General features: G+C 51.5%; 11 protein-coding genes, 1 tRNA gene and 1 pseudogene. 7 read left to right on the top strand and 6 right to left on the bottom strand.

Annotated features, from left to right (window positions below; translation table 11 throughout):
* The first annotated feature begins 151 nt into the window (after window positions 1-151).
* The 5 genes from GCWU000342_RS00500 to GCWU000342_RS00480 all read left to right on the top strand — a co-directional run bounded on the left by GCWU000342_RS00500 (window position 152) and on the right by GCWU000342_RS00480 (window position 8,498).
* Window positions 152-3,679 (top strand): glycoside hydrolase family 2 TIM barrel-domain containing protein, encoded by a 3,528-nt coding sequence (locus GCWU000342_RS00500; RefSeq protein ID WP_006905168.1) that lies wholly within the window; start codon window positions 152-154, stop codon window positions 3,677-3,679.
* Window positions 3,680-3,974: 295 nt separating this feature from the next.
* Window positions 3,975-4,057 (top strand) — tRNA-Leu (locus tag GCWU000342_RS00495).
* A gap of 353 nt (window positions 4,058-4,410) precedes the next feature.
* A complete protein-coding gene (nrdD, locus tag GCWU000342_RS00490) occupies window positions 4,411-6,663 on the top strand; it encodes an anaerobic ribonucleoside-triphosphate reductase (protein ID WP_242649954.1) in 2,253 nt (750 codons plus the stop codon).
* A gap of 124 nt (window positions 6,664-6,787) precedes the next feature.
* Window positions 6,788-7,819, top strand: a complete 1,032-nt coding sequence (locus GCWU000342_RS00485) for a carbohydrate kinase family protein (protein WP_006905165.1) — start codon at window positions 6,788-6,790, stop codon at window positions 7,817-7,819.
* Window positions 7,820-7,871: 52 nt separating this feature from the next.
* Window positions 7,872-8,498 carry a hypothetical protein gene (locus GCWU000342_RS00480; protein WP_045000030.1) on the top strand — a complete coding sequence of 209 codons (627 nt, stop codon included), beginning with the start codon at window positions 7,872-7,874 and terminating at the stop codon, window positions 8,496-8,498.
* Between the two features lie 106 nt (window positions 8,499-8,604).
* On the opposite strand, the pseudogene GCWU000342_RS10075 reads toward GCWU000342_RS00480, so the two are convergent.
* The 3 genes and pseudogenes from GCWU000342_RS10075 to GCWU000342_RS00465 all read right to left on the bottom strand — a co-directional run.
* A pseudogene (locus GCWU000342_RS10075) lies at window positions 8,605-8,868 on the bottom strand (IS256 family transposase); the annotation flags it as partial.
* Between the two features lie 279 nt (window positions 8,869-9,147).
* On the bottom strand, window positions 9,148-9,483 hold the full coding sequence (locus GCWU000342_RS00470) for an IS3 family transposase (RefSeq protein WP_049921432.1): 336 nt from the start codon (window positions 9,481-9,483) through the stop codon (window positions 9,148-9,150).
* Window positions 9,484-9,655: 172 nt separating this feature from the next.
* Complete coding sequence (locus GCWU000342_RS00465) at window positions 9,656-11,128, bottom strand: 4Fe-4S dicluster domain-containing protein (RefSeq protein ID WP_006905160.1); 1,473 nt, start codon at window positions 11,126-11,128, stop codon at window positions 9,656-9,658.
* Between the two features lie 119 nt (window positions 11,129-11,247).
* On the opposite strand from GCWU000342_RS00465, the gene GCWU000342_RS10715 reads away from it, so the two are divergent.
* Window positions 11,248-11,364, top strand: a complete 117-nt coding sequence (locus tag GCWU000342_RS10715; RefSeq protein ID WP_242649953.1) for a manganese efflux pump MntP family protein — start codon at window positions 11,248-11,250, stop codon at window positions 11,362-11,364.
* A 44-nt stretch (window positions 11,365-11,408) separates the two neighbouring features.
* Here the strand turns inward: GCWU000342_RS10715 and GCWU000342_RS09820 are convergent, their stop codons facing one another.
* The 3 genes from GCWU000342_RS09820 to GCWU000342_RS00450 all read right to left on the bottom strand — a co-directional run bounded on the left by GCWU000342_RS09820 (window position 11,409) and on the right by GCWU000342_RS00450 (window position 14,430).
* On the bottom strand, window positions 11,409-12,797 hold the full coding sequence (locus GCWU000342_RS09820) for an ATP-binding cassette domain-containing protein (RefSeq protein WP_006905159.1): 1,389 nt from the start codon (window positions 12,795-12,797) through the stop codon (window positions 11,409-11,411).
* Window positions 12,798-13,105: 308 nt separating this feature from the next.
* Window positions 13,106-14,182, bottom strand: a complete 1,077-nt coding sequence (locus GCWU000342_RS00455) for an ABC transporter substrate-binding protein (protein WP_006905157.1) — start codon at window positions 14,180-14,182, stop codon at window positions 13,106-13,108.
* The gene (locus GCWU000342_RS00450; protein WP_006905156.1) at window positions 14,179-14,430 is read right to left on the bottom strand and encodes a hypothetical protein; all 252 of its coding nucleotides are present in this window, start codon (window positions 14,428-14,430) and stop codon (window positions 14,179-14,181) included. The genes GCWU000342_RS00455 and GCWU000342_RS00450 overlap by 4 nt, the downstream gene beginning before the upstream one ends.
* A 288-nt stretch (window positions 14,431-14,718) precedes the next feature.
* On the opposite strand from GCWU000342_RS00450, the gene GCWU000342_RS00445 reads away from it, so the two are divergent.
* Window positions 14,719-15,996 carry a dihydroorotase gene (locus GCWU000342_RS00445; protein WP_006905155.1) on the top strand — a complete coding sequence of 426 codons (1,278 nt, stop codon included), beginning with the start codon at window positions 14,719-14,721 and terminating at the stop codon, window positions 15,994-15,996.
* Window positions 15,997-16,007: the final 11 nt, after the last annotated feature.

Below are 16,007 nucleotides of genomic sequence, written 5' to 3'. Positions count from 1 at the left end.
GCACAGAAACCAATCAGATGATGTCAGTCAAAAGATGTTAATCGGAAGATGTCAATCATAGGATGTCAATCTTCCCAAGATCAGAAGATGAAAGCGTCTTCAGAAGATAAGAACGTCTACAGAAGATCAGGAGACAAGAACGAGGAGACTTATGAAGGAGTTTGATTACAATATCGTGGCTGATCCCGGGATTTTTCAGCAGAACCGCCTGGAAGCGCATTCGGATCACCGCTTCTACGCCAGCAAAGAGGAGATGAAGAGTGACCGTTCTTCCTTTTGCTATTCATTAAATGGAGATTGGAATTTCGCCTTTGCCCCCAACTGGGCGGCGGCAGACAGGAATTTCTTTCGTATGGAGGCAGACTGCCATGCCTGGAAGACCATCCCGGTACCGGCCCATATTCAGATGGAAGGGTACGGAGTTCCCCAGTACTGTAATACCCAGTATCCCTGGGACGGCAAAGAGGAGCTGATGCCGGGACAGATTCCCTCCATTGATAATCCGGTGGCCTCTTATGTCAAGTACTTTACCCTGCCCCAGGACTGGCTGTCCCTTTCGTCTGAGAGGCCCGCGGGCGATCGCAAAGAGGGAGAGACTCTGCGGGAGAATGCGGCATCTGTAGAGAATTCGGCACTTGTGAAGAATCCAGTCTACATCAGCTTTCAGGGGGTGGAATCCGCCCTCGCTCTCTGGTGTAACGGGCATTATGTGGGTTATTCGGAGGATTCCTTCACTCCCTCTGAATTCGACCTGACTCCCTATCTTCTGGCTGGGGAGAATAAGCTGGCTGTCGCGGTCTTCCGCTTCTCTGCAGGATCCTGGTATGAGGATCAGGACTTCTTTCGCTTTTCCGGCATTTTCCGGGAGGTATTTCTCTATACGGTTCCAAGGCTCCATCTCAGAGATCTCAAACTGACCAGCAGTCTTGCGGACGATTTTGCCACCGGCAGTCTGAACGTGGAAATGAAGCTGCAGGGGGCTTGTCCGGGAGCTGTCGCAGAGCTTGTATTGATGGATCAAGAGCGGGAGGTCTGCGGGGAGCTAAAAGTCAGCGAATGTGCCGGAGCCGGAAGCGACTGCGCGCGTGCAGACAGGGCAAGTGGACAGAGCGATGACTGCGCGCAGGCAGACAGGGCAAGTGGACAGAGCGACGACTGCGCGCGTGCAGGCAGGACAAGTGAACAGATTGACGATTGCGCGCGTACAGGAAGAGAAAAAGAACAGAGCGACGATTGCGCACAGGCAGTGGATGAGAAAGCGGGCAAGGCTGGGATCAGACGCTGCGGGGCAAGTCTGAGCCTAGATGAGCCGAGACTCTGGTCCGCCGAGGATCCCTATCTCTACCGCCTTCAGATCCGTCTTTTAGATTACGACGGGCAGCTGCTGGAACTGATTGAGGAGCCGGTGGGCTTTCGCCGATTTGAGCTCAGAGAAGGGATCATGTGTCTCAACGGGAAGCGAATCGTCTTTAAGGGGGTCAACCGGCATGAGTTCAGCTCCGTCAGGGGAAGGGCAGTCTCGAAAGAGGATATATGGAATGATCTGCTGATCATGAAGCGCAACAACATCAATGCGGTCCGAACCAGTCATTATCCCAATCAGTCGGTCTTCTACCGCTATTGCGACCGGCTGGGTCTCTATGTGATCGACGAGACCAATCTGGAGACGCACGGGGTCTGGGAGTCCATTATAATTGGAGCCAACGACCTGTCGGCCGCGATTCCCGGAGACCGGCCTGAGGCCTATGCCATGGTGATGGACCGGGCCAGGTCTATGTACGAGAGGGATAAGAACCATGCCAGTATCCTGATCTGGTCCTGCGGGAATGAGTCTCTCGGCGGTTCGGTTTTCTATGAGATGAGTCAGCATTTTCGGCGCTGGGATCCCTCCCGCCTGGTTCATTACGAGGGGGTGACTCATGACAGCCGCTATCCGGACACGACAGACATCTATTCAACCATGTATTACTCTGTGGATCAGATCCGGCAGACCTTAAAGGAGACAGATAAGCCCTACATCAGCTGTGAGTATGCCCACGCCATGGGCAACTCCTGCGGAGCGATGCATAAGTACACGGATCTGACGGATACAGAGCCCCGCTATCAGGGAGGCTTTATCTGGGACTTCGCGGATCAGTCCATTACGACTAAGAATCGCTTTGGCGAGGACTATGAGGCCTATGGCGGCGACTTCGGCGATCGCCCCTGTGATTACTCTTTCTCCGGTAACGGCATTGTCTACGGGGGAGAGGGACATGGGGCCTCCCCCAAGATGCAGGAGGTCAAGTATAACTACCGCAGTATCCGGCTGACCTTTTGTGACAGACAGGTTACTATCTGCAATGACAACCTCTTCACAGATCTCTCTGCGTACGAGTCTGTCGCTGTGCTCAAGAGGGAGGGCAAGCTGATCGCGCAAATGCCCCTGCAGCTTTCTCTGGCTCCTATGTCAGAGAAGAGCATCGAGCTTCCGATTCCGATTCCTCAGGAAGAGGGAGAGTATGTGGAGGAGATTTCTTTCCGGCTCAGGGAGGATAGGGCCTGGGCCAAAGCAGGACACGAGGTTGCCTATGGACAGGGAGTCTACGGGGCATTTGACAGCAGCGCCCTGCTGGCGAAGAGGGCATATGCACCAAAAGACAGCTGCGTGTCAGGAGATGGCTGTGAGATAAAAAGTGGCTGCGAACTGGGAAACGGCGAAGCCCTGCCTGATAAAGCTGTAGCGAAAAATCAAGAAGAAAATGCGGCTGAAAAAAAACGGCCACAGGGCAGACAGCGTCTGGTTGGAGATGGAAAGAGCAAGCTTCGTATCGTCAGGGGCTGGATGAATACCGGCGTTTACGGAGAGGATTTCTCTGTCCTCTTCTCCGGGCGCTTCGGGGGAATAGTTTCCTATTGCTACAGGGATAAAATGCTCTTTCGCGATATTTCCCGCCCCAATTTCTGGCGCCCCATGACAGAGAATGATCTGGGGAATATGCAGCCCTTCCGGTCAGGCCAGTGGAAGATCGCCAGCAGCTTTTCCTCTATGATGAAGGAACACGGCAGGGCGGCTGACTACTATCGAGTTGAGGAGTTGGAGGATTCTGTCAGAGTGACCTACACGTATCACCTGGCCACAAGCCTGAGCCGGGACTGCTTTTTGAGCTACCAGGTCTATTCCGATGGCAGCGTGGCCTGCCATTTGGAGATGGAGCCGACAGCGGAGATCGGTCAGCTGCCGGAGTTCGGCCTGCTCTTTACCATGGATGCCGATTATGAGAAGCTGCGCTGGTATGGAAGAGGACCCCAGGAGACCTATGCGGACCGTCCGCATGGAAAGCTTGATCTCTTCTCCAATCGGGTGGCGGACAACATGGCCAGGTATCTGCGTCCCTCTGAGTGCGGCAATAAGATTGACGTCCGCTGGGCTGAGTGTATGGATACAGAGGGGCATGGCGTCCTCTTTGCGATGGCTGACAGTCCCTTCCATTTCTCAGCTCTGCCCTATTCTCCGGATATGATCGACTGTGCCCAGCACGCCTATGAGCTGCCCCGGGTGGATAAGACCTGGATTCGGATTTCCAAGGCCCAGATGGGCGTTGGAGGCGATGACAGCTGGGGCGCTCTTGTACATCCGGAATACTGCATCGACAACAGCAGGAAGCTGGAGTTTAATTTTATCTTCCGGGGAATTTGAGGGGACAGATTTCATTTGCGCTCGGAAGGTCTTGGACAGCAGCTTTCGTCCCGGCGGCCAGATGTCATTTATGTTTGGCATATTTGGGTCAGGTCTGAGGACAGCATCCGTGCCTGGGGATAGGTGCCATTTATGTCCGGCGTATTTGAGGCATGTCTGGGGACAGGATCCGCCTCTGGCGGATCCGGGGAGATGAGCAGCTGCTCTTGACGGCCAGATTTTGCGCCTGGCAGGGATTGAATTATAGGAAAAAATCCAATACGATAGAGGAGGTCTTATGAGAGGCCTCTTAAGGGCGGCCGTGGCGGAATTGGCAGACGCGCAAGATTTAGGTTCTTGTATCTTTCCGATGTATGGGTTCAAGTCCCATCGGCCGTATATTTTATGACAGCAACGAAAGCAGTCACCTGTCTTGCAGATGCTCATCGAGAGCGAAGGCAAGCGCGGGTGGCTGTTTTTGTGGCGATGGCTATAGAATCGATACCTGTTCAAGCAGGCAATATCCAGAATTGCGTCAAATTAACGCACAATTTATGCGACACATAACATATGAGGGCAAAGAGGTCAATATAGGAATATGATGTATTAAAAGAAAAAACGCATACAATATCTAGTGCTTTTTTGTGATACTTGTACATAGACAAGAAATCGGCAAGCCCCTATAATGATTCTCGTACGACAAATTGATTATGATATTGATACAGTTTTTGGACGAAAACGGGGAGGAAGAAATGTACGACGAGAGTCTGGATGGAAACATGGATGAGAGCAATCACATGGTCTATGTGATGAAGCGCTCCGGGGAGCGCGTGCCCTTTGATCTGGACAAGATCATCAAGGCGATTCAGAAAGCCAATAACGAGGAGGGAATTGTCTCTGAGCGGCTGACTGAGGGCGAGATTGCAGGTATGGCTTACGGCATTATGAAGGATGCCGAGAATACCGGTCGCGACCTGTCAGTTGAGGAGATCCAGGATAAGGTGGAAGACGCCCTCATGGGAAGCGGCAAGCACAAGGTGGCCCGTCTCTATATCACCTATCGCTACAAGCATAACGAGATGCGCAAGATGAGCGCAATCGATCAGAAGATCGCCGGTGTTGTCGAGCGGGAGAATGAGGAGGTCAAGCAGGAGAACTCCAACAAGAACCCGACCGTTCTGTCTGTCCAGCGTGACTATATGGCCGGGGAGTGGTCCCGCTACTACACCAACCGCTATCTGCTTCCGGAAGATATTGTGGCGGCTCATAAGAACGGGATCATTCATTTTCACGATGCCGATTATTTCGCCCAGCATATGCACAACTGCTGTCTGGTAAACCTGGATGATATGCTGCAGAACGGGACCTGCATTTCCGGCACCCATATCGACACGCCCCACAGCTTCGCGACGGCCTGCACGGTCGCTTCGCAGATCGTGGCCCAGGTGGCATCCAGCCAGTATGGCGGACAGACCATCACTATGTCTCACCTGGCGCCCTTCGTCGATGTCAGCCGCAGGAAGATTCGAAACCGTCTGAGTGAGGAACTGGCAGAGGCCGGTGTTGAGATCTCTGAGGATAAGTTCAACGAGCTGGTGGAGAAAGAGGTTCGCAAGGAGGTTGAGTCCGGCTGCCAGACCATCCAGTACCAGCTGATTACCCTCCAGTCCACCAACGGTCAGGCTCCCTTCGTCACAGTCTTCATGTACCTGCATGAAGTACCTGAAGGCCGTCAGCGTGATGACTTGGCTATGGTCATTGAGGTGATGCTCCGCCAGAGAATCCAGGGGATCAAGGACCGCAGAGGCAACTATATTACGCCGGCATTTCCCAAGCTCATCTATGTCCTGCAGGATGACAATGTGGAGGAGGGAAGCAAGTACTTCTATGTGACCAGGCTGGCTGCGGAGTGCACCGCCAAGCGCATGGTGCCCGATTATATCTCCGAGAAGAAGATGCTTGAGTACAAGGGAGATGTCTATCCCTGCATGGGCTGCCGGAGCTTTTTGACACCGGATCGTTTCACGGATGCCGGGGTTGGCAATATCGGCAAGGCCGGCAATTACGATGAGAAGAAGCACAAGTACTACGGACGCTTCAATCAGGGAGTTGTCACCATCAATCTGGTCGACGCGGCCTGCTCCTCCGGGGGAGACGAAGAGCTCTTCTGGAAGATCATGGAGGATCGGCTGGATCTTTGCCACAGGGCCATGCGGCTTCGCCATGAGCGTCTTCTGGGAACGCCCTCGGATGTGGCGCCCATTCTCTGGCAGGACGGCGCTCTGGCCCGTCTGGAGCCCGGGGAGACCATTGACAAGCTTCTTTACGACGGCTATTCCACCATGTCTTTGGGCTATGCGGGACTGGCCGAATGCGTCTACTATATGAGGCATGTCTCTCATACTTCCGACGCGGGCAAGAAATTTGGCCTGGCCGTCATGCAGCTGCTCAATGACAAGTGCAACGAGTGGAAGAAGATCGAGAACATCGACTACTCTGTTTACGGCACGCCTCTGGAGTCCACCACCTACAAGTTCGCCAGGTGTCTGCAGAAGCGCTTTGGTAAGATTCCCCATGTCACGGATAAGAACTATATCACCAACTCTTATCATGTCCATGTGGCAGAGGAGATCAATGCCTTCGACAAGCTGTCCAAGGAGGCCGAATTCCAGGTACTGTCTCCGGGCGGGGCCATCAGCTATGTCGAAGTCCCGGATATGCAGTCCAATATCCCTGCCGTGCTGGCAGTCATGAAGCATATTTACAATACGATTGTCTATGCGGAGCTCAATACCAAGAGCGATATGTGCGAGGTCTGCGGATTCGACGGGGAGATTCAGATTGTCAGGGATGAGACAGGCAAGCTGATCTGGAGATGTCCAAATTGCGGCAATACCGATCAGGCTCTGATGCATGTGGCCAGAAGGACCTGCGGCTATATCGGCACCCAGTTCTGGAACCAGGGAAGGACAGCTGAGATTGCGGACCGGGTTCTGCATCTGTAAGGGAAGATATACATGGCTGATATGCCACAGGGATGATGCAGAGGAAAAGTTAGGAACGGTCTTTTCTTCAGGAGGCCGGACAGGTCAAGGATCATAAAGGAAAAGAGGGATATGCCAGTCAAAGATGGCAGGATATCCCTCTTTTTGTGCGCGTTTGACGAAGAAGGTAAACAATGAATATTATATAAAAAAGCAAGCTGATCTACGGGGAGGAGAGATTGTGAAAAAAGTGGCCTTGGCAGGTTTGATTAACATTGAAACTACTGTGGCAATTGATAAATTTCCGATTGAATATGCCCCAATTGATTACAGGTTTTTTGGAGTTGAAACAACGGTTTCCGGGGTGGGATACAATGTTTCGAAAGCATTAAAAACCTTAGGTGATGAGGTGGATATTTTTTCAATCATCGGAAAAGATATATACAAGGCGGTAATTAAAGAGGAGTTCACAAGGGAAGAAATAGATCCAAGTTATGTTATTGACAGTATTGATGAGATTCCACAGTCAGTTATTTTTTATGATAAAGATGGTCGAAGAAAAATCAACCTTGATCTGAAGGATATTCAAGATGCAGAGTATCCAGCAGAAAATATAGAAAAGGCTTTGACCAGAGCAGATGTAGTGATACCATGTAACATTAATTTTGCTCGTCCGATTTTAAGAAAAGCAAAGGAAATGAATCAGGTAATTGCAACGGATGTACATGTGATCGGTGATGTCAAGGACGCATACAATAGAGAATTCATGGCGCTGTCTGATATTTTGTTTTTCAGTAATGAAAAGATAATAGGAAAAGAATATGCGTTTTTGGATCAAATCATAAAACAATACGATCATAAGATTATTGTTGTTGGTCTGGGGGAAAAAGGCGCTTTGCTTTATGTGCGCGAGGATGACAAAATCAAAGAATATCCGGCCGTTAACACAAGAGAGATTGTCAGCACAATTGGAGCTGGTGATTCACTGTTTGCATCCTTTATACATTTCTATATCAATGGACATAGCCCCTATGATGCGCTGCAAAATGCCATCGTATTTGCCTCCTACAAAATCGGAGAGAAGGGGGCTTCAAAAGGGTTTCTGACAGAGCGGCAACTAATGGAATGGAAGAAAAAAACGCACCAAGCAGACGGGGAAGAATATTTCTTGAGATGAAATCACCAATGATGTCACTGTGGACACATTGAAGGAGGGAGGGGAGAAGATCATGAAGTGTAAGAAGTATATCTTGCCAGGAATTCTGATTGGATGTTTGCTTTTTGGAGGCATTGTTATTGCGAGTCGTGATGATTTTTTCTTTGTTGCAAAGGTAGGGGATTTTGCGAAGACCCTTCGTCGAAATATCGAAGAAGGAGACACAGGAGAGATCCTCCTGAGAGGAGAACACGTGTCTGTTCAAAGGGATCAATATGAGCAGAGCAGGAAATTCTATTTAGCGATAGGTCTGGGAGAGAAAGAGGCAAGCGAGAGTGCTCTGGTCTACTGTAAGGAGTTCAACAGTCTCTACCATGAGGCGATCCGAAAGAACTACGATGTGTCTGATGGTGAGCTGGAGAAATATATTGATGAAATGAGAGAAAACTTTCATTCGGCAAATGTTTCGCCGGAGTCCGTACAGATTTACAGGGCGATTCTGAAGCAGTTCGACAGTGAAGACCAGTATTGGGAGTATCAAAAGAAGGTGTATCAGAAGCAGCTTCCAATCGAGAAGATGAATCGGGATCTGGAGGAGGAATTCTATCAGAAAAATCCGCAGGCTTCTTCCGAAGACTGGGAGAAAGAATTCCAGAAAATAAAAGATGAGCTTGTCCTCAAAGAGAATTTTCATAACTGACCGGGCAGCAACGAACCCGGGAGACCCAAAACCATAGCATAAAAGGGGAGGATATTCAGCCTGTCAACGGCTGAATATCGGGTTATAGGACAAAACGTGTTGATAGCTAATCCCATTGATCATAGAAGCTACCCACCTTATGGAAGTCGCTCCAGACGATAGCATCGCCCCATATCGAAAGACTTTTTTCTAGTTTTTGCTTCTCACTCATCTTTTTATATATGGCGGCAATGCTCTTATCTGTGGGCATTGTATTTAATATCTCAGATAACGAAAGCGGTTCTGGCGAATGCATATAGCACCACCAGTAAACCGCTTTTATTCATCTCTCGATCGAAAGCCCTCTATGGTTCCTTAACATCTCTCTTAAGAGTTGAAGTTCCTTAGAGCGATTGTCTATGACATGTGTTAATGAGCTTTTACATCTCCTACATAACCATCGTTGTGAGCCCGCTTTCGTCTTTCAAGATTTTACTCATCTCATTCTACAAATAGGACAATTGATCTGATCCATTTAATCCCCCCTTCAGTTCCTCTGTTTTTAGGAAGATTAAATCCCTTCGAAGCCTTTCTACTGGTGTGCATCCCGTCAAGTAGACAATTGAAAAACAAAAAAGTTTTCCTGTCCGGCATTAATGCCGGGCAGTTTTCATGCTGTCCCCAACAGTTTTATTTCATGGTATTCCATTGGGGTCATGACTTTCAGTTTTCTCTGTACACGTTTGCCCGTATAATAGGTCATATATTTTTCAATTGCTTTAAGAAGTTCTTCTTTCGTTCTGAACTTACGCCCATAGTACATTTCACGTTTCATGATTCCCCAGAAGCCTTCCTCGCCCCATGCATCAAAGACATGCCACCAGCGTCTAATGATACTTGCCTCTATGCCATAGGTCTTTCCTAATCTCCAAAAAGATACTCCCTGCTCCTCATGTTCTTTCAATACCTTAAGCTTGAATTCTTTCGTGTACTTCCTTCTCGACATGACAATGCTCCTCATATGGTGGATTTTGGATATTTCCAATGTCTACCATATGGGGAGCATATCATTTACAAGGGCTTGTAGGGGTTTTCATCAACACATTTTGTCCTATAACTCTGAATATCTTCCCCCTCCCTATGACAATGAAATGCCTGCGCAGCATAAATTCTCTTGCTTACATATGTCCGTCCCGGTGCATGGAGAACTTGTCCATGGGATAGTGTTTCAGATTTTCCAAAACCTTGCGGTCGTCCGCCTTATGCAAAAGGGCGGCCCGGGCCTTGTTGATCTCCATCTCCGTCTTGTGCTTGGAGGGGCCGCCTACACAGCCGCCGGGGCAGACCATCCCCTCGACAAAATCGGCGTCCAGCTTGCCCACCTTGAGCAGGGTCAGAGCCTTGCGGCACTCGTCACCACCGGCGCAGCGCATAAGCTTAATGTCGTCAGTGTCCTCACCCCGCTCCTTCATGCACTCAATAACAGCGTTGGCGACACCGCCGGAGCTGGCGAAGCGCTTGCCCCAGATCGAGGCCTCCTGATAGGGGTCGTCAACCGGCTTGGGTTCTACTCCCTTGGAGCGGAGCAGGGCGCGGAATTCTCCATAGGAAATGACCCAGTCGGCGGTATCGGGAACGGAAGTATCCTGGGATTCCGCTTTCTTGGCGATGCAGGGGCCGATGAAGACCGTCACGCAACCGGGGTGGGTGGCCTTGAGATAGCGGCTGACAGCCGTCATGGGAGAGACCGTCGAGGACATATTCTCCTTATACTGGTCAGGGAAGTGCTTTTGCAGCATGCGGATAAATGCCGGGCAGCAGGAGGTGGTCATCTTGCGGCCCTCCTTGCGGGCTTCGGACCACTCCAGAGCTTCATAGGCGGCTGTCATATCCCCCCCGAGACCGACCTCAACCATGTCGGAGAAGCCGATTTCCTTCAGGGCATTGCGAAGAGAAGCCATGGTAATTTCCTCGCCGAACTGCCCCTCGGTGGCGGGGGCGCACATGGCGATTACTTCCTTGCCTGCCTTAATGGCCTTGATGATCTGGACCAGATAGGTCTTGGAACCGATGGCGCCGAAGGGACAGGAGTGGATGCAGTGACCGCAGGAGACGCATTTCTCCTCATCGATCTTGCAGAATCCGTACTCGTCGAAGGTGATTGCTCCGACCGGACAAGCCCTCTTGCAGGGACGGGTCAGGTGAACGATGGCCTCGTAAGGGCAGTTCTTAGCGCACTGCCCGCACTCCTTGCACTTGGCCGGATCGATGTGCATGCGCAGGTCTCCCTCGCTGATCGCTCCGAACTTACAGGAATTGATACAGGCCTTGCCCAGGCAGAAGCGGCAGTTGTCCGTGACGGTATAGGTCTGCATGGCGCAGTCGTCACAGGCCGGGTCAATGACCTGGATGATATTGTTGCTCTCGCGGTTGGGAGAGGGGCAGAGGCCCTTGGCCAGGCGGATGCGTTCCCGGACAATCTCTCTCTCCTTGTAGACGCAGCAGCGGTATTTGGCCTTGGGACCGGGGCTGATCTCATAGGTCACCTTCTCCTCATTCTCCGGAGTTAATTGGTCGGCCCAGGCCAGTCTGGCGATCTCCTCCATGATATGGTGCTTGAGCGAGTTGATATTCTGATCGTTCTTAACCATAAGTCTCCTCCCATAAAATCTAAACCTAACTGCATTATAGCATAGGAATCTCGATGAAATGAGATATACGTGTATCTTTGCATATGCATCTGATAAAAAAATAACAGAATATCCTGCGGATGAAACCAGTTACGACCCTTTTTCTTCTGGGCTATATTGGCATCAAGATGATCTGGGAGGGAATTCATAGGCAGGAGGATCAGGAAGCGGAGGAACCTTCGCTCAGGAAGAGATGATCGTCAGATACAGGAGGGGAGGATACGGGAGATCTGTTTGACCATTACGGAATAGATTCATGTGCGGGCAGGGCAATCTCTACCAGATCAGGGAAATATTCCCGCAGCAGATTTGCTCTGTGGGCGGTGAAAATGACTGCTCTGCCGGATCGCATATTCGAAATATAGTGCAGGGCTTTCTGCGCATTCTTCTGATCCAGCCCGGTCAGGGGCTCGTCGAAGAGGAGGACAGGGGCGGCCGAGATGCAGGCTCGGGCAATCGCCACCCGTCTTTGCATGCCGCCGGAGAAATCACAGACGGGGATCTCCGGGTGGAAATCCTCACAGTCGAAGAGAGGAGCCAGGAGACGGGCGGCGGCCGGTCGGCTGATGCGCGCGGGATCAAGCAGGCGGAGATTATCTTCTGCGGAGAAGTCTAAGACAAGACGATTCTCCTGAAAGACAATGCCGGCGTGTCCGGCTTTTTTTAATATAGCCATAAGGAGGCTGGTCTTGCCGGAACCGGAGGGTCCGGTCAGAACATAGGTCCTGCCCGGGAGAAAGGAATAGGAAAAATCTTCCAGGATAGTCAGATCTTCATAGCCGATGCGAATATGATCCAGACAGAGGGGATAGAGATTAACTGCGCCGGACGGGATCTTGCGGGAAGGGGGAACGAATGAGGGAAAAGGACTTGCATGCATTTTTCTTTGCTTCGGTAGGATGATTGCCCGAAGCAAGGCAATCCAGCCCTTTTCCAGGAGCCAGGAGAGGAGAATGATGACGGCGGTCCAGGCCAGAAGCTGACCGGTCTCCAGGTAGATCTTGGACCGATAGAGGGCATTGCCCAGGGAGAAGGATGTTTGGCCGATGACTTCGGCGGCAACGCCGGACTTGATCCCCATGCCGATGGCTAAGGAAAAGGCGGAAAGCAGAGCGGGGAGACTTTCGGGCAGAAGAATGTAGCGCAGTCGGCTAAAGCGGGGAAGACGAAAAGCCGCAGCCATTTCCTGCATCTGCGGATCAAGAGCATCCAGAGCCTGCAGGCTGTTGATATAGAGAATAGGGAAGGTCACTAAGAGACTGATGACCAGGGCGATATTGTCACTTCCGAACCAGATCAGAAGGAGAATGACGAAGGCAGCTACAGGCACAGCCTTGATCATAGTGACAAAAGGGGAGAGGAAGTCTCGAACCAGATGACTTCGCCAGGAAGCGAAGGAGGCCGACAGGCCCAGCAGGCTGCCGAGAAAGATTCCCCCCGCGATTCGCAGGAGAGAGAATAAGACGCTTTTGGTGAATATGGGGTTTGCAGACAGGCGAAGCAGTTCCCTTCCGGCAGAAAGAGGACCGACCAGAAGGATCTCATTGTGAATCATCAGGCTTGCCGCCTGCCAGAGGAGAAGCCAGATGAAGATATAGATTGCCTTGCGTAGGATAGAATGTTTTTTCATGGGTCTATTTTATGATGAGAATTCCGGATTTTTCAAATGCTTCATGATAGTACAAAATAGTACAAAGAAACTCTTTGCCGCCCTAAAAAGCGGACGCGATTTAAGGTAGATTTAAGCCCTCCCCGCTATAACATAGCTAGTTACAGAGAGGAGGGCCTTATGACAACTTCCGCAAGAGCGTTCATTGTAATTGCCGTGATCTGTATGCTGGGATCCCTGATCCTCACGTCCCTGTAGATGACGGAATGAAGAGCAAGAAGCCAGGGAACAGAATATGGGAATGTGAACCGGATCTGCGCCTGCCGGCATCAGTAAGCCAGATAGTAGAAGTCATCCGCGGGCAGGTTGCCGCCGACAGACTGGGGATTGGCGTCGTGGAGAACCTTGAGATAGCCGGAGAGAGAGGTCTTCATCTCCTGGCCGACGACGGATTCAATGCTGCAGTGGGGGATGGCATTGGCGGCGATGGTGGGATTCTCAATGATTCCGTAATCGCTGACCAGCTTGGCGGAGTCGGGATCATTGTTGACGGACTCAACAGCAGCGGAGTGCTCCTCCATGAAGGTCTTGACAGCGTCGGCGTGATTTTTGAGGAAGTCCTTTCGAACAATGGTAACACCGGTCACAAGGGAGGAGTCAGAGACCTGGCTCCAGGAGGTGCCCAGAGAAAATGCCGTTGAAAGGGACTTATTCTTGGTCTCGGCAACCGTGACGAAAGGCTGGGGGAGAACAGCGATGGCATTGGAATCCTGAGCCAGGACGGCTGCAACCTCGGTGGCCTCGGACTTGAATTCCAGTTTGGCGTCCCTGACGTCATTTTTCTCCAAAAGATACTTGAGAACATACTCAGGAGAAGCGCCCTGGCCGGTGGTGTAGACGGTCTTGCCGGCCAGATCTTTGATGGACTTGACGGACTTGTCGCCGGTCACACAGTAGAGGACATTGCCGGTGTTGATGTCAATGACATTGACGCCGCCCTTGGTCTTGTTGTAGAGGGTGGCAGCCAGATTGGCGGGGACCAGAGCGATATCTAAATCGCCGGAGGCTACCTTGGAGACAATATCGGTCGGTTGTGAGGCCAGGGTGAAGGTATAGGATCCCTTGGAATGATTGTTCTCCGTGTTATGGAACATGTCAACCAGACCCATGGAGGTGGGGCCAAGCAGAGAACCGACGCGGGTGGAACCGCTGCCGATGGTCTTGATGGCGCCGGAGGACTGTTTGGCATCTTTAGAGGCATCCTGTTTGGCCTTCTGATCGGTCTGCTGGTTCTGGCTGTTTGCCTTTTGGTCCGCGGCCTGATCCGCCTTTTTGGCGCCGCAGCCGGTCAGGGCGGTGACAGCGACAGCGGTCGATAGGAGTAATGTCAGTAGTTTCTTTTTCATTTGCTTTCCTTCCCTTCTTCATCCAGATCACCAAAGGCAACAGAATTGTCCAGATCCAGATTCTGCTCTAAGATATCGCTGGCGGTTTCCAGGGCATCCAGGCAGTGGTCAATCCAGTCGGGAGCACCGTCCAGGGCCCCATTATAGGCAATCTCAATTCCGAGTTCATTGACCTCAGACATCATGCGAAGGATATTTGCGTTGATTCTGCCGGCGTGCTCGATTGCTTTTTGCTTATCCTGTGCCATAGGACGATCTCCTTTCGCAAAACAGCAATTTTATTATAGCAGAAATAAAGCAATGTGAAACAGTGCGCAGGCAATTGATCGAGAGTACGGCCATCCATCAAACAGGGGTGCGCGTTTTTCGGTTTTCTCTTCCCCCAGCCATAGCGAGCCGTAGTAAAATAGAATCAGTTCATCAGGGAATATGCTTTTCCTGGTGTGTACTCTACTGTTTTGGATTGCTGTTTGAGGAGCTGGGGTGCTGCAGGAATGAAGCGGAAAATCCTGGAGTGAGTCTGAGAGGAGCAGAGGATGAAGTTACTTCGATATGGACATTTGATGGATCCGGCCAGTGGATTGGACGATGAGCGGGATCTTGTCATTGATGATCAGGGCAGGATTGCTGAGATTGCTCCGGTCGGAAGCCTCTTTTATGAGGATATGGATTTTGATGAAATCATTGATTTGGAGGGTAAGCTTGTGGCGCCGGGCTTCGTCGACGTGCATGTGCATTTCAGGGATCCCGGTCTGACTTATAAGGAGGATATTGTGACCGGCGCGGCGGCTGCCGCAGCCGGCGGGTACACGACGGTGATCTGTATGGCCAATACCAGCCCCTCGGTTGATTCGGTTGCGGTATTGGAGGAACTGATTGAAAGGGAGGAGAAACTGCCCATCCACGTCCTGCAGACGGCCAACGTGACCAAGGGGATGCGGGGGCAGGAATTGGTCGATTTCGCTGCTCTTTATGGGGCCGGCGCGGTCGGCTTCACCGATGACGGGATCCCGATTGCGGACGAGAAGCTGCTCAGGGAGGCGTTGATCCAGGCGAAGATGTTTGATGTTCCCATCTCTCTGCATGAGGAGAATCCTGCTCTGATCGGGAGTCAGGGAGTAAATGCCGGGCCGGTCGCAAGGGAGCTTGGATTGGAAGGCGCCTCTGATGAGGCGGAGTATGTCCTTGTGGCGAGGGACGTCATGTTAAACCGCAAGGTTGGAGCCAAACTGGACATCCAGCATATTTCTTCGAAGGTGACCGTCGATATCCTGCGCCAGGCCAAGAGAGAGGGAATCTGTGTCTATGGAGAAGTGACGCCTCAGCATCTGGCTGCTACGGAAGAACTGGTCAGAGACAGAGGGGCATTGGCGAGAGTAAATCCCCCCCTGCGAACCGAGGAAGATCGACGGGGGCTGATTGAAGGACTGCGTGACGGGACCATCGATATGATTGCGACTGATCATGCGCCTCATGCCAGGGAAGAGAAGGAGCTTCCCATTGCCCAGGCTCCCAGCGGCATGATTGGCCTGGAGACAGCGTTCGCTCTTGTCAATACCTATGCGGTGCGGGAGGGGGGCGTGCCTCTGATGACCGTTCTCAGAGCCCTGACTGTCAATCCGGCCAGACTTTACGGTCTGGAGGCAGGACAGATTGCAGTCGGAAAGCCGGCAGATCTGGTTGTCCTGGATCCGGATGAAACGTGGGAGATTACGGATAATTTTCGCTCTAAGGCCAGGAATTCGCCCTTCATTGGCTGGAAGGTGACCGGCAGAGTCAAGATGACCATCTGCGGGGGAGAATTGGTGGGCTGAGAAATCTGCGG

Source organism: Shuttleworthella satelles DSM 14600, assembly GCF_000160115.1.
Lineage (GTDB): Bacteria > Bacillota > Clostridia > Lachnospirales > Lachnospiraceae > Shuttleworthia > Shuttleworthia satelles.
The sequence above is the reverse complement of the archived record's forward strand: the minus strand, read 5'-3'. Positions and strand labels throughout refer to the sequence as shown.

Bases quoted from the DNA above. Each gene is read 5' to 3' on its own strand.
- GCWU000342_RS00500 (WP_006905168.1), top strand. From the start codon at position 152: ATGAAGGAGTTTGATTACAATATCGTGGCTGATCCCGGGATTTTTCAG.
- nrdD (WP_242649954.1), top strand. From the start codon at position 4,411: ATGTACGACGAGAGTCTGGATGGAAACATGGATGAGAGCAATCACATG.
- GCWU000342_RS00485 (WP_006905165.1), top strand. From the start codon at position 6,788: ATGGCAGGATATCCCTCTTTTTGTGCGCGTTTGACGAAGAAGGTAAAC.
- GCWU000342_RS00480 (WP_045000030.1), top strand. From the start codon at position 7,872: ATGAAGTGTAAGAAGTATATCTTGCCAGGAATTCTGATTGGATGTTTG.
- GCWU000342_RS00470 (WP_049921432.1), bottom strand. From the start codon at position 9,483: ATGTCGAGAAGGAAGTACACGAAAGAATTCAAGCTTAAGGTATTGAAA.
- GCWU000342_RS00465 (WP_006905160.1), bottom strand. From the start codon at position 11,128: ATGGTTAAGAACGATCAGAATATCAACTCGCTCAAGCACCATATCATG.
- GCWU000342_RS10715 (WP_242649953.1), top strand. From the start codon at position 11,248: ATGAAACCAGTTACGACCCTTTTTCTTCTGGGCTATATTGGCATCAAG.
- GCWU000342_RS09820 (WP_006905159.1), bottom strand. From the start codon at position 12,797: ATGAAAAAACATTCTATCCTACGCAAGGCAATCTATATCTTCATCTGG.
- GCWU000342_RS00455 (WP_006905157.1), bottom strand. From the start codon at position 14,182: ATGAAAAAGAAACTACTGACATTACTCCTATCGACCGCTGTCGCTGTC.
- GCWU000342_RS00450 (WP_006905156.1), bottom strand. From the start codon at position 14,430: ATGGCACAGGATAAGCAAAAAGCAATCGAGCACGCCGGCAGAATCAAC.
- GCWU000342_RS00445 (WP_006905155.1), top strand. From the start codon at position 14,719: ATGAAGTTACTTCGATATGGACATTTGATGGATCCGGCCAGTGGATTG.